The following is a 26,659-nucleotide window of genomic DNA, read 5'->3' as shown; positions in this document are numbered from 1 at the left end:
CAATTACCCCCGCAGATCAAGTGCGATGTCCAGGGCCGGCGCCGAATGCGTTAGCGCTCCCACCGCAAGGTAGTCAACGCCAGTTTCGGCCACAGGGCGGGCCGATTCCAGGGTCAATCCCCCGCTGGCTTCAAGCGCAACCCTGTTTTTCGCCCGATATTTCACGATTTGTACGGCGCGAGCTGTGTCCTCAATCGTGAAGTTGTCGAGCAGGATCTCCTCGGCCCCCTCGTCCAGCACCGCTTCCAGCTGGTCCAGCCGGTCGATCTCCACCTCGATGGGCAGATCGGGGTACCGCTTCCTCACCGCACGGAACGCCTCGGCCACGCCACCGGCGGCCACCACGTGGTTGTCCTTGATCAGTGCTGCGTCCGACAGCGACATCCGGTGGTTGACCCCGCCGCCACAGCGCACCGCGTACTTCTCCAGCGCCCGCAGCCCCGCCAGCGTCTTGCGGCTGTCGCGTACGCGCGCCGCCGTGCCACTGATCTCCTCGACCCACCTGGCGGTCAGCGTGGCCACCCCGGACAGGTGCGTGAGCAGGTTGAGGGCGGTGCGCTCGGCCGTCAGCAAGGCCCGCGTCGGGCCCTCCACCGTCATCAGCACGTCACCCGCCCTGACCCGCTCGCCGTCCTTGGCCCGCCGCTCGGTACGCCCCGCGCCCAGCCGGACGAACACCGCCTCGGCCACGGCCAGCCCCGCCACGACGCCGTCCTTGCGGGCCACCACGTCACCCGCCGAACGCTGCCCGGCCGGGATGGTCGCCAGGCTGGTCACGTCGCCCGCCTCCTGCAGGTCCTCCGCGAGCGCCCGGTCGATCAGCGCGTCGACCTCGGCCGGGTCGAGCCCGGCGGCCGTGAGCTCCTGCGCCAGGTCCGGCGGCATTGCTGCGGCATCAGGAGCGGCCGAGCCGGCCTCACGGAGTGAGGCCATTGAAGTCGCGTCACCGTGCGGTGTGTACGTCATGCGGGGGCCTTCCTCCGTCAGGGTGACATCAAGGTGGCCCAGCCATTCGTCGTCGTCACGCTCGTCGTGGTCCTCGCGCCAGTGTGAGCCGCGGGTCTCGAGCCTGGCCGCCGCCGCGCCGGCGAGCAGGGTGGCCACGGTGAGCAGGTTCGTGGTCTCCCAGGACTCGGTGCACGGCGGCACCGAGACGGGCGTCCAGCGGGCGTCGCGCAGCGCCCTGGCGGTGGCCAGCAGCGACTCGCGGCTGCGCAGCACGCTCGCCCCCATGCTCATGTGGGCCTGGATCCTGGGCCTGATCCGCGGGTCCGCGAGCCCGATCGCGGCGTGGCCCTCGACGGGCTCGCCGGGCGACGGGCGTACCTGGTGGATGTCCTCGGCGATGCGCTCGGCGAAGACGAGCCCCTCCAGCAGGGAGTTGGAGGCCAGCCGGTTGGCGCCGTGCACGCCGGTGCAGGCGACCTCGCCGCAGGCGTACAGGCCGTCGATCGACGTGCGGCCGCGCAGGTCCGTACGGACGCCGCCGCTGGCGTAGTGGGCGGCGGGGGCCACGGGGATGGGCTCGGTCGCCGGGTCGATGCCGTGCTCGCGGCAGACCGCGTAGATCGTCGGGAAGCGGGTCTCCCACTTCTCCCTGCCGAAGTGGCGACCGTCGAGATAGACATGGTCGCGGCCGGTCGTGCGCATGGTCCGCATGATCGCCTTGGCCACGACGTCGCGCGGCGCCAGGTCGGCCAGCTCGTGCACGTCCGTCATGAACCGGTTGCCGTCGTGGTCGACGAGGACCGCGCCCTCGCCCCTGACCGCCTCGGAGATCAACGGCTGCTGCCCCGTCGAGCCCTGGCCGAGCCAGAGCACGGTCGGGTGAAACTGGACGAACTCGATGTCGCGCACCACGGCCCCGGCGCGCAGCGCGAGAGCGACCCCGTCGCCGGTGGAGACCACGGGGTTGGTGGTGGCGGCGTACACCTGGCCCATGCCGCCGGTGGCCAGCACCACCGCCCTGGCGAGCACGGCGCCTACGCCGTCGCGCGCGCCCTCGCCCATGACGTGCAGCGTCACGCCCCTGGCCCGGCCCCTGGCGTCCTTGAGCAGATCCAGCACCAGCGCGTGCTCGATCACCTCGATCGAGGCGGCGCGCACCGCCTCGACGAGCGCCCGCTGGACCTCGGCGCCCGTGGCGTCACCGCCGGCGTGCACGATCCTGCGGCGCCGGTGCCCGCCCTCCCTGGTCAGCTCAAGCTCCCCGTCGGGGGTCCGGTCGAACCGCGCGCCACGTGCCATCAGCCGCCGCAGCGCACCCGGCCCCTCGGTGACCAGCGTCCGCACCGCCCGCATGTCGCACAGGCCGACCCCGGCGAGCAGCGTGTCGTTCAGGTGCTCCTCGGGTGTGTCACGCGGATCCAGCACGGCCGCGATGCCGCCCTGGGCCCAGCGTGTCGAGCCGGACGACAGCACGTCCTTGGTGACGACCATGACCTTGGCGGCCGGGTCCAGCTCGGCATGGCGCAGGGCCACGGACAGGCCCGCGATGCCGGAGCCCACGACGACCACGTCGGCCTCGGCGGTCCAGCCGGGCGCCGGAGCGGTCAGCCGCAAGGGAATGGCCGGTGCGCTCATTGGGGTCTCCTCACGTGAGGCGATTTCGTCAATATGACGATAACGCCCGCCGCGCCGTGCCCATGCCCCGGGGTTCAGTCGTCGCCCGCGGTTTTCCTGATGAACGCCTCATACTCGGCGAACGGCTCCATCCCCACGGCCGCGCGCCGCTCGTCCAGCAGCTCTGGCTCCTCGATCGGCATGGGCTCCAGTCCGTCGGCGCCGCCGTGGAACTGGGTGCCGTACAGCTGGAGGCGGCCGGAGCGCACGCGTACCCGATCCTCCAGGTACGCCAGATCGCGCGGCGAGGCCTCGTCCCGCTCCACGGCGTCGGCCATCACCTCGCGGAAGAGGCGCTGAGCCTCGAGGGAGGTGGCGTGCTGCGCCAGCAGCCAGGCCGCCCGCGCGGCCCGCGCCCCGACCTGCGAGATGAGCGGCCAGCCGCGGGTGGCGACCACGGAATAGAGCCAGGCGGTGTTGCCCTCGTCGAACTTCTGGAGCCGGGCCAGCCGCTTGTCTCCGGGAAAGCCCTTGGCCGGGTCGCGCATGGCCTGGTCGACCTTCATCCGCCGGAGCAGCTCGTCCCGTAACTCCTCGTCGGTCATGATTCCGACGGTAATCCGCCTCAGGCGGGATTCAAGGTCAGGGTGACGTTGTCGATCAGCCGCGTGGTGCCGACCGTGGCGGCCACCGCGAGCACCGCCGGGCCCGCGTGAGACTCGCCCACCTCGGCGAAGGTCGCCGGATCGACCAGCACCAGGTAGTCCACGAAGAGCCGCGGACCGGCCGCGTCGAGGATCTCTCTGGCCGCCGCGCGGATCCTCGACGGTGTGGGCTCGGCCGCGCCCTTGTGGAGTGCCCGGGAGAGCGCCAGCGCCACCTGCCGGTCCTCGGCGGTCAGGTAGCGGTTGCGGCTGGACAGGGCCAGACCGTCGGGCTCGCGTACGGTGGGCGCGCCGACGATCTCGACCGGCACGTCGAGGTCGGCGACCATGCGGCGGATCATCGCGAGCTGCTGGGCGTCCTTCTGCCCGAAGATCGCCACGTGCGGCTGGACCAGGTTGAACAGCTTGAGCACGACGGTCAGCACGCCGTCGAAGTGGCCCGGCCTGGCGGCGCCCTCGACGATCTCGCCCATCCGGCCGGAGTGGACGCTCACCTGGCGGTCGGGGAGGTAGATGTCCTCCGCGGACGGATGGAAGACCACGTCGACGCCCTCGGCCCGGCACACCTCCAGGTCGGCATCGAATGTACGCGGATAGCGGGAGAAATCCTCGGTAGGCCCGAATTGCAGGGGATTGACGAAGATGCTGACCACGACCTGATCGGCGCGGGTGCGGGCGAGCCTGATCAGCGACCGATGCCCCTCGTGCAGCGCGCCCATGGTCGGCACCAGGGCCACCTCGCCACCGGTGCGCGCCTTGAGCAGGCCTTCCCGGTTCCTGGCGACGATCAGCTCCATAACGCCCTCCCTGTTGATGGCCTCACTTCGTGAGGCGGGCTCGGTCGCCATACGCCGCCTCGCCTGTTATGTCCATATGTTGCCGCCCAGCGCGTCGAGCAGCCGCTCCGCCTCCTCCGGTTTGAGCAATCCCGCCGCCAGCGCCCGGTCGGCCGTGAGCCTGGCCAGCGCGATGTAGGCGTCGGCGGCCTCCGGAGCGGCCAGGATCAGCGCGTCCACATGCTTGCGCACGGTGCCGGCGTCGCCGCGGACGACCGGTCCTGTGAGGCCGGCGATGCCCAGCCGCAGCACGTTGTCGAGTGCGGCGCCGAGCAGCGGGCCCAGCATCCGCCCCGGATGCTCGACGCCGATGCGTCCCAGGAGCTCCTGCGACTCCGCGATGAGCGTGACCATGTGGTTGGCCGCCCCGGCCAACGCCGCGTGGTAGAGAGCGCGGTCGGCGTCGGCGATCCAGACCGGCTCGCCGCCCATCTCGATCACCAGGGCCTCGGCGATGGGGCGCAGCGCGTCGGGCGCGGTCACGCCGTACGAGATCCCGGTCAGCTTGTTGAGGTCGTCGTCGCGCCCCGTGAACGTCATCACCGGGTGCAGCGCCAGCGGCAGCGCACCGGCCCTGGCCGCCGGGTCGAGCACGGACAACCCGTACGCCCCGCTGGTGTGCACCAGCAGCTTGCCCTTGAGGTCGGCCCCGGTGGTGGCCAGGCCGTTGACGAGGTCGGGCAGCGCGTCGTCGGGCACGGTGAGCAGGATCAGCTGGGCCGCCGCCACCACCTCGTCGGGCCGCGACGGCGTGATCCCCAGCCGGTCGGCGGCCCACCGCTGGGAGTTGTCGGACACGCCGCTCGCGGCCACGACCCGATGCCCTGCCTGCGCCAACGCGGCACCGAGAGCCGAGCCGACCTTGCCCGCCCCGAGCACGCCGACAGTCAGCCGGGCCGGGCGATCCCCTGCGTCCATGACGTCACACCCCTGTCGACCTTTTGGGACTGCCGACCAGCGTAACGGCCTCTCCCCATTGCGGATGTGACCGGTGCTTTGCCGCATGTTGAGTTAACGACAAAAGCGACAAGGGCATACAAATCGTGCACCCCCTGTCGGAAGAGATGAGGAGAGGGGTTCATCGCATGGCAGCGGGCGCCGAGTCCTGGCCGGACCCGACGCCCGCATCGATGTGACCCCTTGGAGGTGCGCCTGGCCGGTTCATCCGCCGACTGACCGGCCAGGACCGGGGCCCGGACCGGACCGCGCCGGTCCGGGCTCTTCTACTGGTCAGTGATGACCCACGCCGGCGCCACCCTTGCAGCCGGCGATGGAGTGGCCGATGACGGCCACGGCGTTGCCGCACACGTCGATCGGGGTGCCGACCGGAGGATGCACTTGGTTCCCCGAGAGCACGCTGCCGTCGCCGCCGGCGACCACGGCGTGCGCGGCCGGGGCGGCCAGCGGCAACATTGCGGCGACTCCGGCCACGGCCAGGGTCTTCTTGAGCATGAGAGCTCCTCTCAGTTGCGCGGCACAGGGCCGCGGGGCGCTTGCTCGACTCGAGAGCGATCCGATCCGCCAGATGGGTGTTGGCGAAGCGCGATCACCTGATGACGCAAAGTAACAGCAATGCAATTGCGCGACCAAGAGTAGTCGGAAGATAACTGTGTGTGCCCGGCGAAAGTCGTGAGATAGTCCAAGGCATGTGGCTCACGTGGCGTGCCGCGACGGAGCGAGCGCTGTATGGCGAGGAGGGCTTCTACCTCCGCGAGCGCCCGTCGGGCCACTTCCGCACCTCGGTGATCGCCTCCGCGGCGTTCGCCGACGCGGTGCTGGAGCTGCTCCGGCAGGTGGACGCCGAGCTGGGCAAGCCGGAGGCGCTCGACCTCGTCGACATCGGCGCGGGCGAAGGCGGGCTGGTCGCCCAGGTGCTGGCCACCGCCGAGCCCTCGCTGCGCGACCGGCTGCGCGTCACGGCCGTCGACCTCTCCCCCCGGCCTGAGGGCCTTCCCGAGCGGATCGGCTGGCGCCGCGGCTTGCCCGACCGCATCACCGGCCTGGCCATCGCCAACGAATGGCTCGACAACGTCCCGGTGGACGTGGCCGAGCAGACACCCGACGGCCCTCGGCTGGTCCTGGTGAACACCCGTACGGGCGACGAGCGCCTCGGCGGCCCGCTGCGGCCCGCGGACCGGCAATGGCTGGACCGGTGGTGGCCGCTGTCCCGCGTGGGCTCGCGGGCGGAGATCGGGCGCCCCCGCGACGAGGCCTGGGCGTCGGTCGTCACGCGCCTCACCAGGGGGCGAGCGATCGCCATCGATTATGCACATCCTGTGGATAACCGGCCGCCATACGGCACGCTGACCGGGTACCGCGACGGCGCGGTCGTAACCCCCATTCCTGACGGGACCTGCGATATCACGGCCCATGTCGCGCTCGACGCGTGCGCGGAGGCCGGGCGGCGGACCGGCGCGATATCCACAGCCTTGTCCACACAACGCGACGCGCTGCGGGCCCTGGGGATCCTCGGAGCCCGGCCGCCCGTCGATCTGGCCCGCACCGATCCGCGCGGCTACCTCCGGGCCCTTGCCAGGGCGTCGGAGGAAGGCGAGCTGATCGATCCGGCGGGACTCGGCGGCTTCGGGTGGCTCGACCAGTGCCGCTGAACATCGTGTGATCTTCGCCACACCATGCCGTGCGCGGGCTGCGGCGGTGAGCCGCCCTCGACGGCGACGAGTCCTTCAGGCCCGGGCGTCCAGCTCCAGGGCGTGCAGCCCGCGGATGATGTAGCCGGGCTTCCAACCGGGCTCCTCACGCAGCTCCAGCTCGGCAGCCCGATCCAGCAACGCTCCGAACGACTCCACGAGCTCGATGCGGGCCAGCGGCGCCCCCAGGCAGAAGTGGATGCCGGCCCCGAAGGAAATGTGCGGGTTGTCGACCCGCCCCACGTCCAGCCGGTCCGGGTCCTCGAACACCGCCGGATCGCGGTTGGCCGAGCCGAACAGCAGCGCCACCTCCGAACCCCGCGGGATCGTCACGCCGTGGATCTCGATGTCCTCCAGCACCCACCGCTCGAACATCTGCAACGGCGTGTCCCAGCGCATCAGCTCCTCGACGGCCGTGGGCAGCAGCGAGCGGTCCGCGCGCAGCCGGGCCAGCTCGCCGGGGTTCCTGAACAACGACCACCAGCCGTTGCCCGTCACGTTCACGGTGGCCTCGTGGCCGGCGTTGAGCAGCAGGACGCAGGTGCCGACCAGCTCGTCCTCGGTGAGCTCGGTGATCTGGGTGAGCGCGCTGATCAGGTCCTCGCCGGGGCTGTGCCGGCGCTCACGGGCCAGGGACTTGAGGTAGTCCGCGAACTCCGCCGCCGCCCGGACCGCGGTGTGCTGGACCTCGAGGGCGGGGTTGAGCTCGTACATGCCGCAGATCTGGGCCGACCAGGGGCGCAGCAGGTGGCGGTCGCCCTCGGGGATGCCGAGCATCTCCGCGATCACCGTCACCGGGAGCGGCTCGGCGACCTCGGCGATCAGATCCCCGCCGCCCTTCTCCACGTACGTGTCCACCAGGCCCTCGGCGATGGCGCGCACGCGGGGCCGCAGGGACTCGACCATGCGCGGCGTGAACGCCTTGGAGACCAGCCGGCGCAGCCTGGTGTGCACCGGCGGCTCCACGTCGAGCATGCCCGCCCTGATCACCCGCCAGAACGGCTCCTGGAACTCCGGCTCGGGCTCCTTGCCGAACTCCTCATGCGTGGCCACGTGCAGGTACGACCGCCCCAGGCGGCGGTCCCTGAGCAGGGCGTTGACGTCGGCGTGGCGCGAGATCAGCCACTGGTTGGTCGGCTCGAAGTAGCAGACGGGCGACTCACGCCGCAGCTCGTCGTAGACCCGGTACGGGTGGGCCACGAAATCCGGATTCCAGGGATCAAAGCGCACTATTTCATCTTAGGAGCACTGCTTTCAGATTCGACCTGCTTGGCGTGCTTGCCGCGCATCCGGATGTTCAGCAGCTCCACGACGACCGAGAACGCCATCGCGAAGTAGATGTAGCCCTTCGGGATGTGCTGGTCGAGGCCCTCGGCGACGAGCACCACGCCGATCAGCACCAGGAACGCCAGCGCCAGCATCTTGATGCTCGGGTGCTGGTCCACGAACCGGCTGATCGGCCCGGAGGCGAACAACATCACCAGCACCGCCACCACGACCGCCGCGATCATCACGCCGAGCTGGTCCACCATGCCGACGGCGGTGATGACCGAGTCGAGCGAGAACACGACGTCGAGGATCATGATCTGCACGATCACCGACGTGAACGAGACCGCCGCGGCGCTCTTGCCGTCCTTGCTCACGGGGCCGTCCATGCTGTGGCTGATCTCGGTGACGCTCTTGGCCAGGAGAAACAGGCCACCGAGCAACAGGATCAGGTCACGTCCCGATATGTCGTGGCCGAAGACGGAGAACAGCGGCTCGGTGAGCTGCACCACCCAGGACAGGCCGAGCAGCAGGAGCAACCGGCTGATCAGCGCCGCGGCCAGACCCAGCACGCGTGCCCGGTCCCGCTGTTCCGGAGGTAGTTTGCCCGCCAGGATGGAGATGAAGATGATGTTGTCGATCCCCAGCACGATCTCCAGGGAGACCAGGGTGAAGAAGCCGATCCAGATCTGTGGGTCGGCCACCCAGTCGAACATCTGCATACCTCCATGACGTGTCACTGACGGGTTTCCGGTAGCAACGAGTCAAAGGGTGCAAAAGTTCGCGACTTGCGAAACGTCACCGGCCGTGGGTTATAGTGCGGGACGTAGGTCATGAGTGTCAGCGACAAGCCCCGGCTAGCTGGCCGGCAACCCTCGCGTCCGCGGCGGGGTGCCCCGGGTGAAGACCTGGTCTGTCACGAGATGTGGCGGGCAAGCGCGGGCTCCGTGGCTGCTCCAGGGGTCCGACTGACCCTGAGGAGATGTGCCGTGCCCACGTTGACGATCTTCAGCTCCGTCCCCGACCAGGCCGCTCCGAGCGTGCCTGACGCCGGCAGCCGGCCGATCCCGGCGGTGCTGGGCGCCGACCTCCAGGTGCCGGTCAAGGGCGGCAGGCTGGTGGGCTACGCGAACCTCGACTACGCGGCCAGCGCGCCCTGTCTGGAGCCGGTCAACGCGGCCGTCGCCGCCGCGCTCCCGGCCTACTCCAGCGTCCACCGCGGGGCCGGCTACGCCTCCCAGCTCACCACCGCCAGGTACGAACAGGCCCGCCACACGGTCAGGGCGTTCGTCGGCGCCCGGCCCGACGACGCCGTGATCTTCACCCGTAACACCACCGACGCCACGAACCTCCTGGCCCGTTGCCTGCCCGCCGGCACGACCACCGTGGTCTTCGACACCGAGCACCACGCCTCGCTCCTGCCCTGGCCGAAGTCCGTACGGCTGGCGCCGCCCGCCTTCCCCGGCGAGGCCGTCCGCGCCGCCGACGAGGCGCTGGCCGGGATCGACGGGCCGAAGCTGCTCGTCGTCACCGCCGCCTCCAACGTCACCGGCGAGCTGTGGCCCATCGCCGCCCTGGCCCACATCGCGCACCGGCACGGGGCCCGCATCCTGGTGGACGCCGCGCAGCTCGTACCGCACCGGCGGCTCAACCTGACCGCGCTCGACCTGGACTACGTGGCCTTCTCCGGGCACAAGCTGTACGCGCCGTTCGGCGCCGGAGTGCTGGTGGGGCGCGGGGACTGGCTGGCCGAGGGGGAGCCGTACCTCAAGGGCGGGGGCGCGGTGCGTACGGTCGGGGACGTCGCGGAGTGGCACGACGATCCCGAGCCGCGCCACGAGGCGGGCACCCCGAACGTGCTGGGCGCCATCGCGCTGGCCGCCGCCTGCGACGCGCTCACCGCCACCGGCTGGACGGCGCTGGTGCGCGAGGAGGAGCGGTTGCTGGCGCGGCTGCGGTCCGGGCTGGCCTCGGTCGAGGGCGTGCGGGAGCTGGCGCTGTGGGGGGACGATCATCCGCGGGTGGGCATCGTGTCGTTCACCGTGGCCGGGTACCCGGCTCGCGAGGTGGCCGAGGCGCTGTCCAGCGAGTACGGCATCGGGGTGCGCGACGGGAAGTTCTGCGCGCACCCGTTCGTCAGGCACCTCCTGGAAGCGCCCGACGGAGGCGGAAGCGGGCGCGACCATGAGAACGACGGCGGCTGCGCGGACGGCACGGCCTCCGCGGTACGGGCCTCGATCGGCATCGGGACCACGCAGGAGCACGTCGACCGGCTGATCGAGGCGCTGCGGGACCTGGTCTCCCGCTGAGCCCGGCTCCTACCGGTTCGGCGGTTTGCGGTGCTCCGGCTGATCGTCGGAGACCAGGGCGTCGATGTCCCGCATGTCCTCGTCGTTGAGGTTGCTCGCGCCCGTCCTGGGCCCGGTCGGCTGCCTGGGCACGTTCGGCTGCTCGGGTGTGGTGGACTGCGCCGGCGTCAGCGGGCCGCCGGCCGCCCCGCCCGTGGTGCCGCGGGCCGTCGTCTCGTGTTCCTCCTCAGCGGTGTGGCGTCCCGAGCGCCGGCGGAACAGCGAGCCGAACACCCCGTCCAGCCCGATCCGCCCGCCGCCGAGCGCCAGGAACAGCAGGCTCAGCGCGCCGAGCGTGCCTGCCAGCTCCCAACCGCCGGCGGCGACGAAGATCCCCTTCCCCGCATGCACGAACACGATCGCGCCCAGCATGTTGAGCAGCAACAGCAGGCTCACCGGCCGCACCAGCAGACCGACGATCAGGAAGATGCCGCCAATGGTCTCGACGACGGTGGCGTACCCGGCGGCGAGCTCGGGCAACGGGATCCCCATCTCCCTGAACCCCTGCGCCGTGCCGCCGATGCCGCTCTGCCACTTCTGCCAGCCGTGAGCCACGAAGATCACGCCGGTCGCCACCCGCGCGATCAGAGCCGCGACATCGAACAGAACCTTCTTCATGGTGCTTTCTCCCCCCGTTCCCCCGCTTCCTCCCCATGTCCGAAGTAACGATGCGTTTCCATACGATTCCTTGACCATCCCCCGCGCTGGATCACTCACGACGACGGTGGCAGCATGGCCAATATGACGGAACGCGTGGTCGGAATCGGTGCAGGCGCGAAAGAGCTGGCCACCGAGGACATGATCCTCAACATCGGCCCGCAGCACCCGTCGACGCACGGGGTGCTGCGGCTCCGGCTGACGCTGGACGGAGAGCGCATCGCCACCGCCGAGCCGATCATCGGTTACATGCACCGGGGCGCGGAGAAGCTGTTCGAGGTCCGCGACTATCGTCAGATCATCATGCTCGCCAACCGGCACGACTGGCTGGCGGGGTTCGCGAACGAGCTTGGCGTGGTGATCGCCGCCGAGCGGCTGCTCGGCATGGAGCCGCCGGTCCGGGCCGTCTGGGCGCGTACGCTGCTGGCCGAGCTCAACCGGGTTCTCAGCCACCTGATGTTCCTCGGCTCCTATCCGCTGGAGCTCGGCGCGATGACGCCGATCTTCTACTCGTTCAACGAGCGCGAGCGCATCCAGGCGGTCATGGAGGAGATCTCCGGCGGGCGCATGCACTACATGTTCAACCGGGTCGGCGGGCTCAAGGAGGAGCTGCCGCTGGGCTGGCTGGACCGGGTGTCCGAGGCCGTCGCGGAGACCCGCCGCCGCGTCCCGGTCATCGAGGACCTCATCCTGCACAACGAGATCTTCATGGCCCGCACCAAGGGCGTCGGCGTGCTCACGCACGAGCAGATCATGCAGTACGGCGTGAGCGGCCCCATCGCCCGTGCCTCCGGAGTGGACTTCGACCTGCGGCGTGACGACCCCTACCTGGCCTACCCGGAGCTGCCCGTCAAGGTCGTCACCAAGGGAGGGGGCGACTGCCACGCCCGCTTCGAGGTGCTGTTCGACCAGCTCAAGGTCTCGCTCGAGCTGGCCGACGCGTGCGTCGAGCGGCTGCGCTCACTGCCTCCGGGGCCGATCAACCAGCGGCTGCCGAAGGTGCTCAAGGTGCCGGAGGGGCACACGTACGCATGGACGGAGAACCCGCTCGGCATCAACGGCTACTACCTGGTCTCCAAGGGCGACAAGACCCCGTGGCGGCTCAAGCTGCGCTCGGCCTCGTACAGCAACATCCAGGTGCTGCGGGAGATGCTGCCCGGGCACCTGGTGGCGGACATGGTGGCCATTCTCGGGTCGATGTTCTTCGTCGTGGGTGACATCGACAAGTGAAAGCCCCCGAGCGCGACAAGTACGTCGACTGGCTCCGCGCGCTGAGCCTCGTCGTGGTGGTGGTCTGGCACTGGGCGTTCACGATCCTCGTGTGGAAGCCGTACGGGCCCGAGCCGACCAGCCCGCTGGGCTTCACCTCGGGGCTGTGGATCCTCACCTGGCTGCTTCAGGTGCTGCCGCTGTTCTTCTACGTCGGCGGGCACGTGCATCTGCTCTCCTGGGACCGGGCGCGGCAGCGCGGCGTCGGCATCGGGGCGTTCGTCTGGCGGCGGATCCGGGCGCTGGCTTTACCGGCGCTCTTCCTGTCCGGGGTGTGGATCGCGGTCGGCGCGGTGGTCACGTTCACGTTCGGGGTGGACTGGATGTGGCGGGTGGTGCTGCTGGTGCTCAGCCCGCTGTGGTTCCTCGGCGTCTACCTGGTGCTGATCGCGCTGCTGCCGGTGGCGCTCTGGCTGCACCGCCGCTACGACGTGCTGACCCTGATCTGGCTCGGCGGCGCGGCCCTGGTGGTGGACGTGGTGCGCTTCCGGTACGGGGTCGACGGGGTCGGCTGGCTCAACATGATCATCGTGTGGGGGCTGGCCCACCAGGCCGGGTTCTTCTACGAACGGATCGTGATCCTGCCCAGGCGCTACGACGTCGCCCTGCTGTGGACCGGGCTGTTCGCGCTGTTCGGGCTGGTGTACTCGGGCGTCTATCCCGGGTCGATGGTGGGGGTGCCCGGCGACAAGTGGTCCAACATGGCGCCTCCGACGTTCGTGATCGTGGCCCTGCTGCTGTTCCAGATCGGCCTCGTCGAGGTGCTGCGACCGGCCATGGAGCGGGTGCTGGAGCGGCCGCGCTGGCGCCGGGCCAACGACTTCATCAACCGGTACTCGCTGCCGTTGTTCCTGTTCCACACGACCGGGATGGCCATCGCGCTGGGGCTGTCGTGGTGGCTCTTCGGCACGCTCGGCAGCACGATCCCGCCGGATCTGAAATGGTGGCTGGAGCGCCCCATCGCGATCATCGGACCGCTGATCTGCACCACCCCGGTCATCTACCTCTTCGGCCGGCGCCGCACGCCGGTCAGGCAAACGCAGGACGAGGAGGCCGGCGGCTCCGTAGGCTCGGAGCATGGCTGACATCGGCTTCCGGGCCAATGCCGAGGACGAGCGGATCATCCGTGCCGCCATGCGCGAGAACGAGCGGCCGAGCGACGTGATCCGCCGCGCACTGCGGGTGCTGCAGCGTGACACTTGGCAGGAGCGGGTGCGCCGGAGCTCGCGCGACGCTCGACGGCAGGACGGCGAGGACCTGTCGGGCGAGCAGGACGGATGGCGCTATTTCGGATTCTGATCCTCCGGGTCCTTCGGGATGCGGCAGGCGTTCTCCAGATAGAGCGCCGCGCAGACCAGCGCCACGCAGGCCACGAACGAGCCGCTCGAAACCAAGAACTCCGAGCGCGGCGTCTCCCGGTCCAGGATCTGCACCGTGTAGAGCGCGAACCCGGCGAACAGCCCGCCGAACAGCGCCCCCGCGTACGCGGAGGCCTTCGCCAGGGCGGCCAGTCTGGCCACCGCCAGCGGCTCCACCGGCTTGGTCCCCGGCTTCCTGGCGATCCTGGCCTTGGTGGCCCAGCCGCTGTAGCCCTCGCCTATCGCCAGCAGCAGCAGGGTCGGGATCGCCGTCCACGGCATGAGGGGCAGCCCGCCGTAGAACTGCTGCACCACCGCCCACGTCAGCAGGGCGACGATGACGAGGATGCCGACCAGCCAGCCGGGGTTCGTGGGCCTCAATCCGGCCTCTGCAGCGTGAGATCGGGGCGCAGGCGCACCCCTCGCCTGTCGACCTCCTCGACCAGGTCGGACACGCGGCCCCGCCCGGGCACAACGCCCTCGGGATCGACGTCCGCCCAGGGGACGAGCACGAACGCGCGCTCGTGGGCCAGGGGATGCGGCAGCGTCAGCTCAGGATCGTCGCAGACGAGGTCGCCCACGACGATCAGGTCCACGTCGAGCGTGCGCGGCCCCCAGCGCTCCGCGCGGACCCGCCCGAAGGCGTTTTCCACGCTCAGCGCCCGCTCCAGGAGCGTGCGCGGCTGCAGGGTGGTCTCCGCGATCACGACGGCGTTGAGATAGGGGTCCTGGCCGGGAGGACCGCCGACCGGGTCGGTCTCGTAGACCGGCGATGCCTTGACGAACTCCAGGTCCGGGGCGTCGAACAGAGCATCCACGGCACCCTGCAGGATTTGGAACGTGTTGCCCAGGTTGCCGCCCAGCGCGAGAACGGCCTTCATGCGCGGCTCCGCTCGATCGTCACGACCACGTCGTCGAACGCCAGCGGGATCGGCGCCGCCGGCTTGTGCACACTCACCTCGACCTTGTGCACCAGGTCGCTGGCCAGGCACACGTCGGCCAGGCGCTGCGCGAGCGTCTCGATCAGCTCGACCGGCTCGCCCTCCACCACCTCGACCAGGGCCTCGGCCAGCTCCCCGTAGTGGACGGTCTTGGTCAGGTCGTCGCCGGCCGCGGCCGGCGCGGTGTCGAGGAACAGGGTCGCGTCGACCACGAACTCCTGGCCGAGCTCCCGCTCGGCGGCGAGCACACCGTGCCTCCCCCTGGCCCGCAGGCCCTTGAGAGCGATGCGGTCAGCGCTCAAGCTCGCCTTCCTCCTCCTCGTCGTCGTCGCCCTGGAGGACCGGCGAGCCGTGGTGCATCCACAGCCGCCAGCCCTGCGTGGTGCGAAGGTAGACGTTGCTGGCCACCACCTTGCCCGCGGCGAAGCTCGCCTCACCCTCCTCGCCGGCGGTCAGGATGTTTTCCACACAGGTGAGCACGGCCACGTCGCCCAGCACGGTCGTGTTGACGTCGGTCAGCACGAACTGGATGTAGGTGGTGTTGGCCATGATCAGGGCCCATGACCGCAGCACCTCCGACCGGCCGGTCAGCAGTGTCCAGCCGGGATGCACGCAGCTCACTTGGTCGTCGGCCGTGTCGTCCGCCCAGATCTCGGTCATCTTGTCGAGATCGCCGCTCTCGATCGCGGTGTAGAACTCCTGATTGACCGTCTCGATGGCGGCCGTGTCGACGCTCATATGCCTGCTCCCGCTCTCTTCCATGCGGCGGCCACGCGCACGGCGTCGGCGTTGGGGCCGACCTCGTGCACGCGCACACACCAAGCGCCTGCGTGCGCGGCCAGCGCGGTCACGGCCAGCGTGGCGTCGTCACTGCGGCTGAACGGCCGGGGAGTGCCGTCAGGGGCTGCCAGCAGGCGCCCCAGGAACCGCTTGCGCGACGCCCCAACGAGCAGCGGATAGCCCGCCTCTGTCAACTGCGGGATCGCGGCGAGCAGCGCCCAGTTGTGCTCGGCGTGCTTGGCGAAGCCGAGGCCGGGGTCGAGCACGATCTGATCCTCCGACACCCCCTCGGCCAGCACCAGGTCCACCCGCTTGCTCAGCTCCTCGCGCACCTCGGTGACCACGTCCGTGTAGACCGCGCGGGTGTCCATGTCATGACTGTGGCCGCGCCAGTGCATCACCACGTAGGCGACGCCGGTCGCGGCCACCACGCGCGGTATGTCCGGGTCGGCCAGGCCGCCGCTCACGTCGTTGACGAGCCGCGCGCCCGCCTCGACCGCGGCCTTGGCGACCTCCGCACGCATCGTGTCGACGCTGACCGTCACCCCTTCGGCCGCCAGCGCCCTGATCACCGGGACGACCCTGGCCAGCTCCTCCTCCAGCGACACCCGGGCCGCGCCGGGACGGGTGGACTCGCCGCCCACGTCCACGATGTCGGCCCCCTCATCGACCAGCTCGAATCCATGCCCGATGGCCGCCGCCTCGTCGAACCACAGGCCGCCGTCGGAGAATGAGTCGGGGGTCACATTGACCACGCCCATGACGAGGCACCGCTCCGCGCCTCCCGGCGCGTTGATGGGCAGGCTAGTCATGGGCCAAGCCTAGGCGTTCCCCCACACCTGCTGACATCGCGGGTCCCCCGTTGTGGATAACGGTCCTCATCTGCCGAGGATGAGCGCCATCGCCTCGGAACGGGTCTTGTCGCTGGTGCGGAAGTCACCGCGGACCGCCGAGGTGACGGTCTTGGCGCCGGGCTTGCGTACGCCGCGCATCGTCATGCACAGATGCTCCGCCTCGACGACCACGATCACCCCGCGCGGCTCCAGCACCCGCATCAGCGCGTCGGCGATCTGGGACGTCATGCGCTCCTGGACCTGAGGGCGGCGGGCGTAGACGTCCACCAGCCTGGCGAGCTTGGACAGGCCGGTGACCTGCCCGTTCTCGTTGGGGATGTAGCCCACGTGCGCCAGGCCGTGGAACGGCACCAGGTGATGCTCGCAGGTCGAATAGACCTCGATGTCCTTCACCAGGATCATCTCGTCGTGGTCGACGTCGAAGACCTTGCTGAGCACGTCCTCGGGCTTCTGGCCGAGCCCCGAATACTGCTCGGCCATGGCCCGGGCGACCCGGGCGGGCGTTTCGATCAGGCCGTCTCGGTCGGGGTCCTCGCCGATGGCGTAGAGGATCTCCCGGACGGCCTTCTCGATCCGCCCCAGGTCAACGTCGTGCTTTGTCACGCAATGTCTCCGTGCTGTGTTACTACGCGCTTTCCCCGGAGGGCAGGGCGTCCTGGTGGCCGCTGGTGAGCGAGCCGTTGGCGGACTGCTTCTCCTTCGGGGTCAGGATCGGTGGGCGGTCCGAGGGGAGCCGCTTGCCGTAGCCCGCGTAGGACGGACGGTGCTCCTTGACGACCACCGGAGCGAAGATCTGCAGCACCATCTCGCGGGAGAGGGTCTCCTTCTCCATGAGCTCCAGCACCAGGTTGTCGAGCACGTCGCGGTATTCGACCAGGATGTCCCACGCCTGGTCGTGCGCCGTCTCGATCATCCGGCGGACCTCCTCGTCGATCGTGGAGGCGATCTTCTCGGAGTAGTCGCGCTCGTGGCCCATCTCACGGCCCAGGAAGACCTCCGCCTGCCCGGAGCCGAACTTACGGGCACCGAGCTGCTCGCTCATGCCGTATTCGACAACCATGCGGCGGGCGACGGCCGTGGCCTTCTCGATGTCGTTGGAGGCGCCGGTGGTGGGCTCGTGGAAGACGAGCTCCTCCGCCGCGCGGCCGCCCAGCAGCATCGCGAGCTGGTCCATCATCTCGGACCTGGTCGCCAGGAACTTGTCCTCCATCGGCAGCGTCATCGTGTAACCGAGGGCGCGGCCGCGGGACAGGATCGTGATCTTGTGGACCGGGTCGGAGTTGGGCAGTGCGTGCGCCACCAGCGCGTGACCGCCCTCGTGGTAGGCGATCATCTTCTTTTCCTTGTCCGACATGACCCGCGTCTTGCGCTCGGGTCCTGCCATGACGCGGTCGATCGCTTCCTCGAGGATTTCCATCGTGATCAGTTTCTGGTCGGCCCGCGCGGTGAGCAGGGCGGCCTCGTTGATCACGTTGGCCAGGTCGGCGCCGGTGAACCCGGGCGTGCGGCGCGCGATGACGTCGAGGTCGACGTCGGGCGCGAACGGCTTGCCGCGGCCGTGGACCTTGAGGATGCCCTTGCGGCCCTCCAGGTCGGGACGGTCCACGGTGACCTGCCGGTCGAAACGGCCCGGGCGCAGCAGCGCCGGGTCGAGGATGTCCGGCCGGTTGGTCGCGGCGATGAGGATCACGCCGCCCTTGACGTCGAAGCCGTCCATCTCGACGAGCAGCTGGTTGAGCGTCTGCTCGCGCTCGTCGTGACCGCCGCCCAGGCCGGCCCCGCGGTGGCGGCCGACGGCGTCGATCTCGTCGATGAAGATGATCGCCGGGGCGTTGGCCTTCGCCTGCTCGAACAGGTCGCGGACACGCGAGGCGCCGACACCGACGAACATCTCGACGAAGTCCGAACCGGAGATCGAGTAGAACGGCACGCCCGCCTCGCCCGCTACGGCGCGGGCCAGCAGGGTCTTGCCGGTGCCGGGCGGGCCGTACAGCAGCACGCCCTTGGGAATCTTGGCGCCGATCGCCTGGAACTTGGCCGGGGCCTGCAGGAACTCCTTGATCTCCTGGAGCTCCTCGATGGCCTCGTCGGCTCCCGCGACGTCGGCGAAGGTGGTCTTGGGGGTGTCCTTGCTGATGAGCTTGGCCTTGGACTTGCCGAACTGCATCACGCGCGAGCCGCCGCCCTGCATCTGGTTCATGATGAACAGGAAGATCAGCACGATGATGACGATGGGGAGGAAGCTCACCAGGAGGCTGACCAGGAAGTTCTCCTGCGGCACCTCGGTGGTGAAGCTCTTGGTCTTGCCCGCCTGGACCTGAGCCTGCAGCTCATCGGTCAGCTTGCTGCCGTAACCCGTCACCCACTCGGCCTGGATCAGCTTCGTCGGCTGATCGCCCGGCCTGACTTGGATGGCGTTGTGCAGCGTCGCCTCGATGCGGTTGTCCTTGTCGACGACCTTGGCGTTGCTGACGTTTCCGGTGCGAATCTGCTGGAGAACCAAGGACGTGTCGGCCTGCTTGTAATTTCCGCCGCCACTCCACAGCTGGGTGACGAGCAGGAGCAGCACGACGATGCCCAGGATCCACAGCAGTGGCCCACGTGTAAATCGCTTGAGATCCATCCGATGCGGAACCCCTTGCGGGCCCGTCCCTTCCTGACCATGGCCTGGAACCCCGGGCTGGCCCGGGGCCGCGGCATCCGACACCGCGACTTCTGACTACCCGAAGGGGACACGTGGTCACCCTTCCGGAGTCTGAAGGTACACCGGTAGAGCGCGCGGAGGGACCGCCCGCTACACCGGCCTTGCCCTATCAACGTACGTCACGTTGCGCGATGTTCCCGGCCATGGCAAGTGGTGCTACTTATAAACGTGCGGCGCGAGAGTGCCGATGAACGGCAGGTTCCGGTATCTCTCCGCGTAGTCGAGGCCATAGCCGATGACGAACTCGTTGGGAATGTCGAAGCCCACGTATTTCACGTTGATCGGCACCTTCACCGCGTCCGGCTTGCGCAGCGCGGTGCAGATCTCCAGGCTCGCCGGGTTGCGGGATTTGAGGTTCTCCAGCAGCCAGTGCAGCGTCAGGCCGGAGTCGATGATGTCCTCGACGATCAGCACGTGGCGGTTCATGATGTCGGTGTCGAGGTCCTTCAGCACGCGTACGACGCCCGACGACTTCGTGCCCGCGCCGTACGACGACACCGCCATCCAGTCCATCTGCACGGGCACGTGCACCGCCCTGGCCAGGTCGGCCATGACCATGACGGCGCCCTTCAACACGCCCACGAGCAGCAAGTCCTTGCCCGCGTAGTCCTCGTCGATCCGCCCGGCAAGCTCTTTGATCTTGGCCTGCAGCTCGTCCTCGGGAATGAGGACCTTCTCCAGGTCATTGCCCATGTCGGGAGCGTCCACCCTGTGGTTCCTTACGCGTGGGGACTGATGGCGAATATCAGGGTGCCATACCGCCGGGCGGCGGACAGGCCACCGGGCAGATCCACCGCCTTCTGCCCGCGCCATCGCGTGACCAGCCGATCCACGGCCAGCACATGCGTGGCCGACAGGGCGCCGGACGGAGCTCCGGCCGCGATGGCCGCCCGCCGCAGCACCCTCCGCCTGACGGCGTCGGGCAGCTTCTCGAGTTCTGGTACGGAGAGCGTCACCGTTCCGGCAATATCGCTAAGAGCGCAATTCTGGTACGCCGACTCGGCCCATTCGTCCAGAGCGTCAGCGTCCTCGCGCGCCATCCTCGCGGTTCTGGCGAGCGCCTCCGCCACCCCCGGGCCGAGTTCCTTTTCGAGCACCGGGAGGACCGCTCTTCTGACGCGGACCCTGGTGTAGCGGAGGTCCTCGTTGTGCGGGTCGTCCCAGGGGGCGAGGTGCATCGCCTGGCAGGCGGCCACGGTGGTGGCTCTGGGGAGGTCCAGGAAGGGGCGGCGGTAGCGGCCGGCCAGAGCCGCCATGCCGGACAGCGAACGCAGGCCGCTTCCCCTGGCCAGGCCCAGGAGCACCGTCTCCGCCTGATCATCCCTGGTGTGGCCGAGGAGGACCGTGGCCGCCTGGAGCCTGTCGGCCGCCTCGGCGAGCGCCGCGTACCGGGCCTCCCTGGCGGCCGCCTCCGGTCCGCCGTCGGTGCCGACCGTGACGGTGAGGACCTCGGCCGGGTGCAGGCCCAGCCGCGCCGCCTGCGCGACCACCTGCTGGGCTCGCTCGGCGGAGCCCTTCTGCAGCTGGTGATCCACGGTTATCAGGCCGGCCCGGAGGCCGGCGCGGGGGGCGGTGAACGCCAGGGCGGCCGCCAGGGCCAGGGAGTCCGCCCCGCCACTGCACGCCGCCAGAACCAGGGCTCCGGGCGGGAGATCGGCCAGCGACTCACGCACCGCCCTGCGGACGTCGGCTACGGCTGGATGTGGGCCCACGGGTGCCATTGTGGCGTCTTGCAGCAGGTTGTCGCATGCGGGCACCGTGGGCCGGCGTTCCGTCCGGCCCTGCCGGCCATGCGCCGGGTTGACCACGCCGACCGGCGCCGGGCACCACCGCACCGGCTTCCGCCGCCGCACCGTCTACGTGGCGCTCCGCGGGAAGCGGGCGCCCAGGGCGGGGGCGGAAGCGGTGGGAGGTCGTCGGCCAGAGGACGGTCGGTCAGGCGGGAAGGGCCGGCGTGCCGATGACGCGGCTGATCCAGGCGTCCGGGTCGGCGATCTCAGGAGTCGTCGGGAGGCTTTCCGGGGAGGTCCAGATCTTGTTGAAGCCGTCCATCCCCACCCGGCCCACCACCGACCGCACGAACGCGGATCCCTCCGCGTACTGCTTCATCTTGACCTCGATCCCCAGCAGCCGCCGCACCGTCCGGTCGAGACGGGAGCCGCCCTCGCGGCGATGGGCGAACTTGCCGCGGATCTCGGCCACCGTCGGCACCACGGACGGGCCCACGGCGTCCATGACGTAGTCCCCGTGCCCTTCCACCAGGGTCATCACGGCGGTCAGGCGGTCGAGGATCTCCTTCTGGCCGGGCGACTGGATGGCGTCGATCAGATTGCCCTCGCCGCCGCGCACCACGTCGGCCACCGTGTCGGCGGCGTTGCGCAGGCGTTCGAGCAGCGTGGGGAGGTCGAGGTCGGAGGCGAGCAGGAACTCGGTCATCTGCGAGCGGACGTATTCGCGCAGCCACGGCACGCCCGTGAACTGCACGCGGTGGGTCTCCTCGTGGAGGCAGACCCACAGGCGGAAGTCGTGGGCGTCGACGCCCATCTCGCGTTCGGCGTGGACGATGTTGGGGGCGACGAGCGTGAGGCGCCCGGTCGGCTCCTGGCCGGTCGGGTCGGGCGGAAGGAACAGCTCGTACTGGCCCAGCACGCGGGAGGCGAGGAAGGCCAGGACGGCCCCGACCTCGACGCCCGTGATGCGGGAGCCCACGGCGGTGACGATGGCCGGGGGCGGGTTGGAGCTGTTGCCCATGCGCTGCGTCAGGGGCTCGAGCACCACGCGGAAGCCCTCGACGTTCGCCTTGATCCAGCCTGGCCTGTCCACGATGGTCGCGGGCTGGGGCGCGGTCTCTGTGTGAATCTTCGTGAACTCGCGCACGTGGCCCTCGGCCTCACGTGAAAGGGTGCGGAGCTCGGTGACGGCCTGCCTGGCCTCCTCCCGGCTCACTTGAGGACCGGGGCGCACCAGGCGCGTGCCGGTCGTGACGGCCAGATCCCAGTCGATCACCTGCATACCGTCCACCGTACGTGGTTCTCGTCAACGCTGCGAAGATTCGCCATCAGGCCATCAGGAACGCGCGACGATGGCCGCGAGCCGGTCGAGCACGGGCTCGGCGTTGACGGGCACCCGGTCGGCCATGAAGGCGAACGTGACCAGCCGCCCGTCCTTGGTCGTGGCCAGCCCGGCCAGCGTGTTGATGTGGTTCAGGGTGCCGGTCTTGGCGCGTACGAGGCCGACCTGGCCCTTGCTGTCGCCGTTGACGAACCGCCGGCCGTTGCCGAGGGTGCCGGAGAAGCCGGCGATCGGCATGCCGGGGGCGATGGCGTGCAGGTCGGGGTGGTTCGCGGAGCCGGACAGGGCGATGAGCTTGGCCAGGGCGTGGGCGCTGATGCGGTTGCGGATGGACAGGCCGCTGCCGTCGGAGAGCGAGACGCCCTGAGCGGCGCCGAGCCGCTGGAGCACCGCGATCACCGCCTTGGCCCCGCCCTCGAACGACCCCGGCTGTCCTTCCTTGAGTGCGACGTGCCTGAGCAGGGCCTCGGCGAGATCGTTGTCGCTCCTGGTCAGCGTGTGCTCGACCAGGGCGTAGAGGGGCGCGGAGTCGACCTTGCCGAGCTCGGGGGCGCCAGCGGCGGCTTTGCCCGGGCGTACGGACTTCGACACGGCGATGCCCTGCTTGGTGAGCAGCCTGGCGAAGGCCGCGGCGGCGTAGGCAGGGGGGTCGGCGACGCGGGGGTTGTTGTAGCGCGGGTTCTGGCGGCCCTCGTCCATGGTCAGGGCGTGGACGGGCGCCACTTCGCCGTCGGGGATGTAGTTGGGCTTCCAGCCGGGCGCGATCGGGGAGCCGGTGAAGAGCGACGTGTCGTAGGTGAGCGTGACTTTCTTGACGTTCTGGGATTTGAGCGTCGCGGCGGTGCGTGCGGCCAGCATGGCGAGGCTGGCCTGCTTCGGGTACGCCTGCTTCGCCGATGGTCCCGCGAGCAGCGGGTCGCCGCCGCCGACCAGGACGATGGCGCCCGGCTTGGCGCCCTGGACCACCCGGGTGGACAAGCGGGCGTCGGGACCGAGGGCGGCGAGCGCGGCGCTGCAGGTGACGATCTTGGTGGTGGAGGCGGGCGTGATGGGGGTGTCGGGGTTGGAGGCGAAGACCTGCTGACCCGTGGTCGCGTCGATCACGACGGCGCCGACCCGGTCACCCAGCGCTTCGTCACCCAGCGCGCTGGCGAGCTGCCGCGTCAAAGTACCCTTAGTCGGGAGAGGTCCGTCTCCTGACTTCGCCGAAAGGTGGGCCAGCACAGGCCCCGAGGTGACCACGGGGACGGGCGGAGGAGACCCTTCCGGCGGGGACGCCGTCGGCTTGGTCGGTGAAGTCTGCCTCGTCAGCGCGCCCAGGCTGAAGTCGGTGGTCATCGCGTACACGCCGGTGATGATCGTCAGGGCCTGGAGCACGACGAGGGTGGCCAGCATCACCGACCGGTCGTGCCGCGCCACGTCGCCTGCCCTCTCTCTGAGTTCGCCTACGAGACATTAACGCCCGACCGGGGGTACCGGGGGGCTTGAGCGGAGGAACCGCGGTGGAGTTCGACGTTGTCGTTGAGATTCCCAAGGGGCAACGGAACAAGTACGAAGTGGACCACGAGACCGGGAAGATCAGGCTGGACCGGCTCCTGTTCACCTCCACGCAGTACCCCGCCGACTACGGCTTCATCGAGCACACCCTCGGCGAGGACGGCGACCCGCTCGACGCGCTGGTGCTGTTGCAGGAGCCGACGTTCCCGGGCTGCTACATCACGTGCCGGGCGGTGGGCATGTTCCGGATGACCGACGAGAAGGGCGGCGACGACAAGGTCCTGTGCGTGCCGTCCACCGACCCGCGGATGCACCACATCCAGGACATCCACCACGTGTCTGAGTTCGACCGGCTGGAGATCCAGCACTTCTTCGAGGTCTACAAGGACCTGGAGCCCGGCAAGTCCGTCGAGGGCGCCAACTGGGTGGGCCGCATCGAGGCCGAGGCCGAGATCGAGCGCTCCTTCCAGCGGGCCAAGGACGAGGGACATCACTGACCCCTCAGCGGGGCCTGGTGGCGCCCACCAGGTCCCCTCGCCAGATCGGGGCGACCCGCACCACGTCGCCGGTCTGCGGCGCGTGCACCATCCGGCCGCGGCCCACGTAGATCCCGACGTGGTGGATCGTGCCGGGGTCGCTCTTGTTGTGCGCGAAGAACAGCAGGTCGCCGCGGCGTAGCTGGTCCAGCGGCACGTGCGGGCCGGACGTCCACTGGGTGCCCGTCCAGTGGTCGAGCCGTACGCCCACCCGCTCCCAGGCCCTCATCGTCAGCCCCGAGCAGTCATAGGTGTCCGGGCCGTCGGCCGCCCACACGTACGGCTTGCCCAGCTGGCCGAGCGCCCAGTCAGCGGCCACGTGGCCCCTGGCCGAGCCTCCCGTGATCAGTCCGGCCGCCGACCCGGCAGCGGCGCGGCGCCTGGCCAGCAGTTCGGCGCGGGTGTGGGCGGCGTCCACCCGCCGCTGCAGGCGCTGCTCGCGGGCCCGCAGCACCTTCGTCTCACGCTGCTGCGCGGCCACGGCGGCCTCGGCGGCGAGTTTCGCCTTCCCGGCGCTCTCCGCGGCGGCCTGCTGGGCGGCGTGGGCGTTGACGGCCTGGGTACGCAGGATGGCCGCCACTTCCTGGGCGTCGCGCAGCCGGGCGAGCACGGCCGCCCGCTCGCCGCTGAGCTGCCCGAGCACGCCTGCCCGATGCAGCATGCCGGCCTCGTCTCCCCTGTCCAGGATCAGGCCGACGACCGGCTCCAGCGTCCCCAATCCCCCGTACGCCTCCGCCGCCAGCAGCGCCACGTCCTGCCTGGCCCGCTCGACCTCGGCGTCGGCCGCGACCAGGCGCGTCTGGGCCTGGCGGGCGGCCTCCTCGGCGTTGCGCAGCCGCACCGTCTCCCCGTTGTACGCCTCCACCAGCCGTTCCACGTCGGCGGCCAGCCGCGCCAGCCGCGCCTGCGCCGTGGCCAGCTCGGCGCGTGCCGCAGCCAGTTCCTTCGAGCGGGCCCGTACGGTGTCGCGGGCCTTCTCGACCTCGCGTGAGGAGGGGCGGGGTTCGGCGTCCACCGGCGGGCACAAGGCGACGAGCAGGCAACTCGCCAGCAACCCAGCCCGAAATGTACGCATTGGTCCCCCCGGAAACAGATGGTGACTCTATGCACACAATTCCCGGTGGTTCACTCACGTAACGTAATGATTGGGTGGGGATCAGCCCTTCCCCGTGGATGTTGGAGAGCCCCCGCTGAGCCGGCCTAGCCGCGCCTCGCAGGTGTCACCGAGGGGTGCTCGGTGGGTGTCGGGGTGGACGTTTCCGTTCGCGTGGTGGTCGGGGTGGGGGTCCGCGTCGGGCCGGAGGTCCGCGTCGGTGTAGGGGTCCGCGTCGGGCTGGAGGTCCGCGTCGGGGTGGGGGTCGGGGTCGGGCAGGGAGTGCGGGTGCCCGGGCCGGGTGCTTCGGGTGGTGGCGACGACGGGCGTCCCCCGGAGGGGACCTGGACGGGGTGCTCGCCCGGCGGCGTGGCCTGTTGCGAGGCGGTGGCGGTCCGGGACGGCGGGCTGACCTGGGCAGGTACGGGCCGAGGCGGAGGTGATCCGGTCGCCCCGGTAGACGGGGGCGACGCGATCGTCCGGAGCGGATGCGTGCCCGTGCTGTTCACGGTAGGCGCCGCGGTCACCGGCAGATCCTGGGGCTCGCCCTGCCAGGGCAGCCGGATGACGGGCGGCTCCCCGGTCGCGGGGAACGCGGCTGTCGCGACCCCCGACAGCCCGCCGCCGTCCCCGCCCATCTGATTGAAGATCACCGCTACAGCCACCACGGTCGCGACCGCCGCCAGCGCGCCTGCCAGCGTCTGAGGCCACCTTCGAACACCCTTCTCCGCGGGGACGGGAAACCCGGCGGCGCCGAGCGCGCTCGCACGCCTGGCGACGTATCGGCGGTACGGCAGCAGCTCGGGATCGATGAAGCAGCTCAGCACCCTGATCCGCAGAGAGTCCGGCAGCGCCGCGGGCGGTAGCAGCTCGAAGACCTTGGCGGCCGAGACCTGGCGGCCTCGGTGCGGCGCGCAGATCTCGCATTGCGGCAGGTGCCTGATCAGGCGCTCGCGCATCTCCGCCGTCAGCTCGCCGGAGAACCCGGAGAGGATGGCGGCGCGGCGCGGGCAGTCGTACGGGCCCTTCCTGGCCAGGATCTCGGCGGTGATCGCGTCGCACAGGCGGTCGCGGGCGGTGTCCATGCCCGACTCCACCTGACGCGCCGGGACGGCGAGCACCTGGGCCAGTTCGGCGTCGGGCAGCTCGTGCCTGATGGACAGCTCCAGGATCTCCCGGTCGGCGAAGGGCAGGCTCCGGACGGCGTTCCACGCCATGACGCGCAGATCGGCGTCGGCGGGGTCGTCCAGCGGTGGCGCCTCGGCCAGGGCCTCGTCGGCCCCCGGTGAGGCGGCCGCGCGGCGGCGCAGGCACTCGGCGCGGGCCAGCGCGTACAGCCAGGTGCGGAGCCTGTCGGGCTCGGCGAGCGCGTCGGCGTGCGCCTCGGCGGCGATCAGCGTGTCGCGGAGCGCCACCTGGGCACTGTCGGCGCTCTGGAGAAGGGACCGGCAGTAGCGGTAGACGCCCTCCGCGTACGCGTCGTAGAGCGCTGCGGCGGCGCCGGGATCGCGGGCGCGGAGTGCTTCCACCAGGACGCGGTCGTTCATGTGACCGAATGTAATGGATTGGTAAC

At 70.2% G+C, this 26,659-nt stretch carries 27 protein-coding genes and 1 riboswitch; of the genes, 6 read left to right on the top strand and 21 right to left on the bottom strand.

Going from position 1 to position 26,659, the window contains the following annotated elements:
• Positions 1–3: 3 nt before the first annotated feature.
• The 5 genes from ACIBX3_RS28000 to ACIBX3_RS27980 all read right to left on the bottom strand — a co-directional run bounded on the left by ACIBX3_RS28000 (position 4) and on the right by ACIBX3_RS27980 (position 5,515).
• Positions 4–2,583 carry an L-aspartate oxidase gene (locus tag ACIBX3_RS28000; protein ID WP_397121959.1) on the bottom strand — a complete coding sequence of 860 codons (2,580 nt, stop codon included), beginning with the start codon at positions 2,581–2,583 and terminating at the stop codon, positions 4–6.
• A gap of 74 nt (positions 2,584–2,657) precedes the next feature.
• Positions 2,658–3,167: a DUF6624 domain-containing protein gene (locus tag ACIBX3_RS27995; RefSeq protein ID WP_397121957.1), complete on the bottom strand. Its 510-nt coding sequence runs from the start codon at positions 3,165–3,167 to the stop codon at positions 2,658–2,660.
• A 20-nt stretch (positions 3,168–3,187) separates the two neighbouring features.
• The gene (gene panC / locus ACIBX3_RS27990; protein WP_397121955.1) at positions 3,188–4,024 is read right to left on the bottom strand and encodes a pantoate--beta-alanine ligase; all 837 of its coding nucleotides are present in this window, start codon (positions 4,022–4,024) and stop codon (positions 3,188–3,190) included.
• Between the two features lie 66 nt (positions 4,025–4,090).
• Positions 4,091–4,981 carry a Rossmann-like and DUF2520 domain-containing protein gene (locus ACIBX3_RS27985; RefSeq protein ID WP_397121953.1) on the bottom strand — a complete coding sequence of 297 codons (891 nt, stop codon included), beginning with the start codon at positions 4,979–4,981 and terminating at the stop codon, positions 4,091–4,093.
• 312 nt (positions 4,982–5,293) lie between these two features.
• Positions 5,294–5,515 (bottom strand): chaplin family protein, encoded by a 222-nt coding sequence (locus ACIBX3_RS27980; RefSeq protein WP_397121951.1) that lies wholly within the window; start codon positions 5,513–5,515, stop codon positions 5,294–5,296.
• Positions 5,516–5,709: 194 nt separating this feature from the next.
• Here ACIBX3_RS27980 and ACIBX3_RS27975 point away from each other — a divergent pair, with 194 nt between their 5' ends.
• Positions 5,710–6,672 (top strand): SAM-dependent methyltransferase, encoded by a 963-nt coding sequence (locus ACIBX3_RS27975; protein WP_397121949.1) that lies wholly within the window; start codon positions 5,710–5,712, stop codon positions 6,670–6,672.
• 75 nt (positions 6,673–6,747) lie between these two features.
• Here ACIBX3_RS27975 and ACIBX3_RS27970 read toward each other — a convergent pair whose 3' ends face one another.
• Together ACIBX3_RS27970 and ACIBX3_RS27965 are read right to left on the bottom strand one after the other, a co-directional pair.
• Positions 6,748–7,941 carry a cytochrome P450 gene (locus ACIBX3_RS27970; protein ID WP_397121947.1) on the bottom strand — a complete coding sequence of 398 codons (1,194 nt, stop codon included), beginning with the start codon at positions 7,939–7,941 and terminating at the stop codon, positions 6,748–6,750.
• A complete protein-coding gene (locus tag ACIBX3_RS27965) occupies positions 7,941–8,693 on the bottom strand; it encodes a TerC family protein (RefSeq protein WP_397121945.1) in 753 nt (250 codons plus the stop codon). Before ACIBX3_RS27965 ends, ACIBX3_RS27970 begins: the two co-directional genes overlap by 1 nt.
• A 113-nt stretch (positions 8,694–8,806) precedes the next feature.
• A riboswitch (SAM riboswitch) is annotated at positions 8,807–8,922 on the top strand.
• Between the two features lie 44 nt (positions 8,923–8,966).
• Here ACIBX3_RS27965 and ACIBX3_RS27960 point away from each other — a divergent pair.
• Positions 8,967–10,286: an aminotransferase class V-fold PLP-dependent enzyme gene (locus tag ACIBX3_RS27960; RefSeq protein ID WP_397121943.1), complete on the top strand. Its 1,320-nt coding sequence runs from the start codon at positions 8,967–8,969 to the stop codon at positions 10,284–10,286.
• 9 nt (positions 10,287–10,295) lie between these two features.
• Here the strand turns inward: ACIBX3_RS27960 and ACIBX3_RS27955 are convergent, their stop codons facing one another.
• Entirely contained in the window at positions 10,296–10,943 is a 648-nt protein-coding gene (locus ACIBX3_RS27955) for a DoxX family protein (protein ID WP_397121941.1), read from the bottom strand.
• 123 nt (positions 10,944–11,066) lie between these two features.
• Between ACIBX3_RS27955 and ACIBX3_RS27950 the strand changes: the two genes are divergently transcribed.
• The 3 genes from ACIBX3_RS27950 to ACIBX3_RS27940 are packed head-to-tail and all read left to right on the top strand — an operon-like array spanning position 11,067 to position 13,550.
• Positions 11,067–12,212, top strand: a complete 1,146-nt coding sequence (locus ACIBX3_RS27950) for an NADH-quinone oxidoreductase subunit D (protein WP_397121939.1) — start codon at positions 11,067–11,069, stop codon at positions 12,210–12,212.
• Positions 12,209–13,336: an acyltransferase gene (locus tag ACIBX3_RS27945; RefSeq protein ID WP_397121937.1), complete on the top strand. Its 1,128-nt coding sequence runs from the start codon at positions 12,209–12,211 to the stop codon at positions 13,334–13,336. The genes ACIBX3_RS27950 and ACIBX3_RS27945 overlap by 4 nt, the downstream gene beginning before the upstream one ends.
• Positions 13,329–13,550 carry a hypothetical protein gene (locus ACIBX3_RS27940; protein ID WP_397121935.1) on the top strand — a complete coding sequence of 74 codons (222 nt, stop codon included), beginning with the start codon at positions 13,329–13,331 and terminating at the stop codon, positions 13,548–13,550. The genes ACIBX3_RS27945 and ACIBX3_RS27940 overlap by 8 nt, the downstream gene beginning before the upstream one ends.
• Here the strand turns inward: ACIBX3_RS27940 and ACIBX3_RS27935 are convergent.
• The 11 genes from ACIBX3_RS27935 to dacB form a co-directional block, all read right to left on the bottom strand.
• Positions 13,535–13,990: a DUF3180 domain-containing protein gene (locus tag ACIBX3_RS27935; protein ID WP_397121933.1), complete on the bottom strand. Its 456-nt coding sequence runs from the start codon at positions 13,988–13,990 to the stop codon at positions 13,535–13,537. The genes ACIBX3_RS27940 and ACIBX3_RS27935 overlap by 16 nt on opposite strands.
• Entirely contained in the window at positions 13,987–14,490 is a 504-nt protein-coding gene (gene folK, locus ACIBX3_RS27930) for a 2-amino-4-hydroxy-6-hydroxymethyldihydropteridine diphosphokinase (protein ID WP_397121931.1), read from the bottom strand. Before folK ends, ACIBX3_RS27935 begins: the two co-directional genes overlap by 4 nt.
• Positions 14,487–14,852: a dihydroneopterin aldolase gene (gene folB, locus ACIBX3_RS27925; protein WP_397121929.1), complete on the bottom strand. Its 366-nt coding sequence runs from the start codon at positions 14,850–14,852 to the stop codon at positions 14,487–14,489. The genes folK and folB overlap by 4 nt, the downstream gene beginning before the upstream one ends.
• Positions 14,842–15,288: a nuclear transport factor 2 family protein gene (locus ACIBX3_RS27920; protein ID WP_397121927.1), complete on the bottom strand. Its 447-nt coding sequence runs from the start codon at positions 15,286–15,288 to the stop codon at positions 14,842–14,844. The genes folB and ACIBX3_RS27920 overlap by 11 nt, the downstream gene beginning before the upstream one ends.
• Positions 15,285–16,091, bottom strand: coding sequence for a dihydropteroate synthase (gene folP / locus ACIBX3_RS27915; RefSeq protein ID WP_397122549.1), 807 nt, complete (start codon positions 16,089–16,091; stop codon positions 15,285–15,287). The genes ACIBX3_RS27920 and folP overlap by 4 nt, the downstream gene beginning before the upstream one ends.
• Positions 16,092–16,208: 117 nt before the next feature.
• The gene (folE, locus tag ACIBX3_RS27910; RefSeq protein ID WP_397121925.1) at positions 16,209–16,787 is read right to left on the bottom strand and encodes a GTP cyclohydrolase I FolE; all 579 of its coding nucleotides are present in this window, start codon (positions 16,785–16,787) and stop codon (positions 16,209–16,211) included.
• 22 nt (positions 16,788–16,809) lie between these two features.
• On the bottom strand, positions 16,810–18,807 hold the full coding sequence (gene ftsH / locus ACIBX3_RS27905; RefSeq protein ID WP_397121923.1) for an ATP-dependent zinc metalloprotease FtsH: 1,998 nt from the start codon (positions 18,805–18,807) through the stop codon (positions 16,810–16,812).
• 237 nt (positions 18,808–19,044) lie between these two features.
• A complete protein-coding gene (hpt, locus tag ACIBX3_RS27900; RefSeq protein ID WP_397121921.1) occupies positions 19,045–19,596 on the bottom strand; it encodes a hypoxanthine phosphoribosyltransferase in 552 nt (183 codons plus the stop codon).
• 11 nt (positions 19,597–19,607) lie between these two features.
• Positions 19,608–20,609, bottom strand: a complete 1,002-nt coding sequence (gene tilS, locus ACIBX3_RS27895; protein WP_397122547.1) for a tRNA lysidine(34) synthetase TilS — start codon at positions 20,607–20,609, stop codon at positions 19,608–19,610.
• Positions 20,610–20,823: 214 nt separating this feature from the next.
• Entirely contained in the window at positions 20,824–21,900 is a 1,077-nt protein-coding gene (locus ACIBX3_RS27890; protein WP_397121919.1) for a zinc-dependent metalloprotease, read from the bottom strand.
• A gap of 54 nt (positions 21,901–21,954) precedes the next feature.
• Positions 21,955–23,379: a D-alanyl-D-alanine carboxypeptidase/D-alanyl-D-alanine-endopeptidase gene (dacB, locus tag ACIBX3_RS27885; protein WP_397121917.1), complete on the bottom strand. Its 1,425-nt coding sequence runs from the start codon at positions 23,377–23,379 to the stop codon at positions 21,955–21,957.
• Between the two features lie 83 nt (positions 23,380–23,462).
• Here dacB and ACIBX3_RS27880 point away from each other — a divergent pair, with 83 nt between their 5' ends.
• A complete protein-coding gene (locus tag ACIBX3_RS27880; protein ID WP_397121915.1) occupies positions 23,463–23,954 on the top strand; it encodes an inorganic diphosphatase in 492 nt (163 codons plus the stop codon).
• 4 nt (positions 23,955–23,958) lie between these two features.
• Here the strand turns inward: ACIBX3_RS27880 and ACIBX3_RS27875 are convergent, their stop codons facing one another.
• A complete protein-coding gene (locus ACIBX3_RS27875) occupies positions 23,959–25,068 on the bottom strand; it encodes an NlpC/P60 family protein (RefSeq protein ID WP_397121913.1) in 1,110 nt (369 codons plus the stop codon).
• Positions 25,069–25,193: 125 nt separating this feature from the next.
• Positions 25,194–26,633, bottom strand: a complete 1,440-nt coding sequence (locus ACIBX3_RS27870) for a sigma factor (RefSeq protein ID WP_397121911.1) — start codon at positions 26,631–26,633, stop codon at positions 25,194–25,196.
• Positions 26,634–26,659: the final 26 nt, after the last annotated feature.

This window comes from Nonomuraea sp. NPDC049480, assembly GCF_044465905.1.
Taxonomy (GTDB): Bacteria; Actinomycetota; Actinomycetes; order Streptosporangiales; family Streptosporangiaceae; genus Nonomuraea.
The sequence above is the reverse complement of the archived record's forward strand: the minus strand, read 5'-3'. Positions and strand labels throughout refer to the sequence as shown.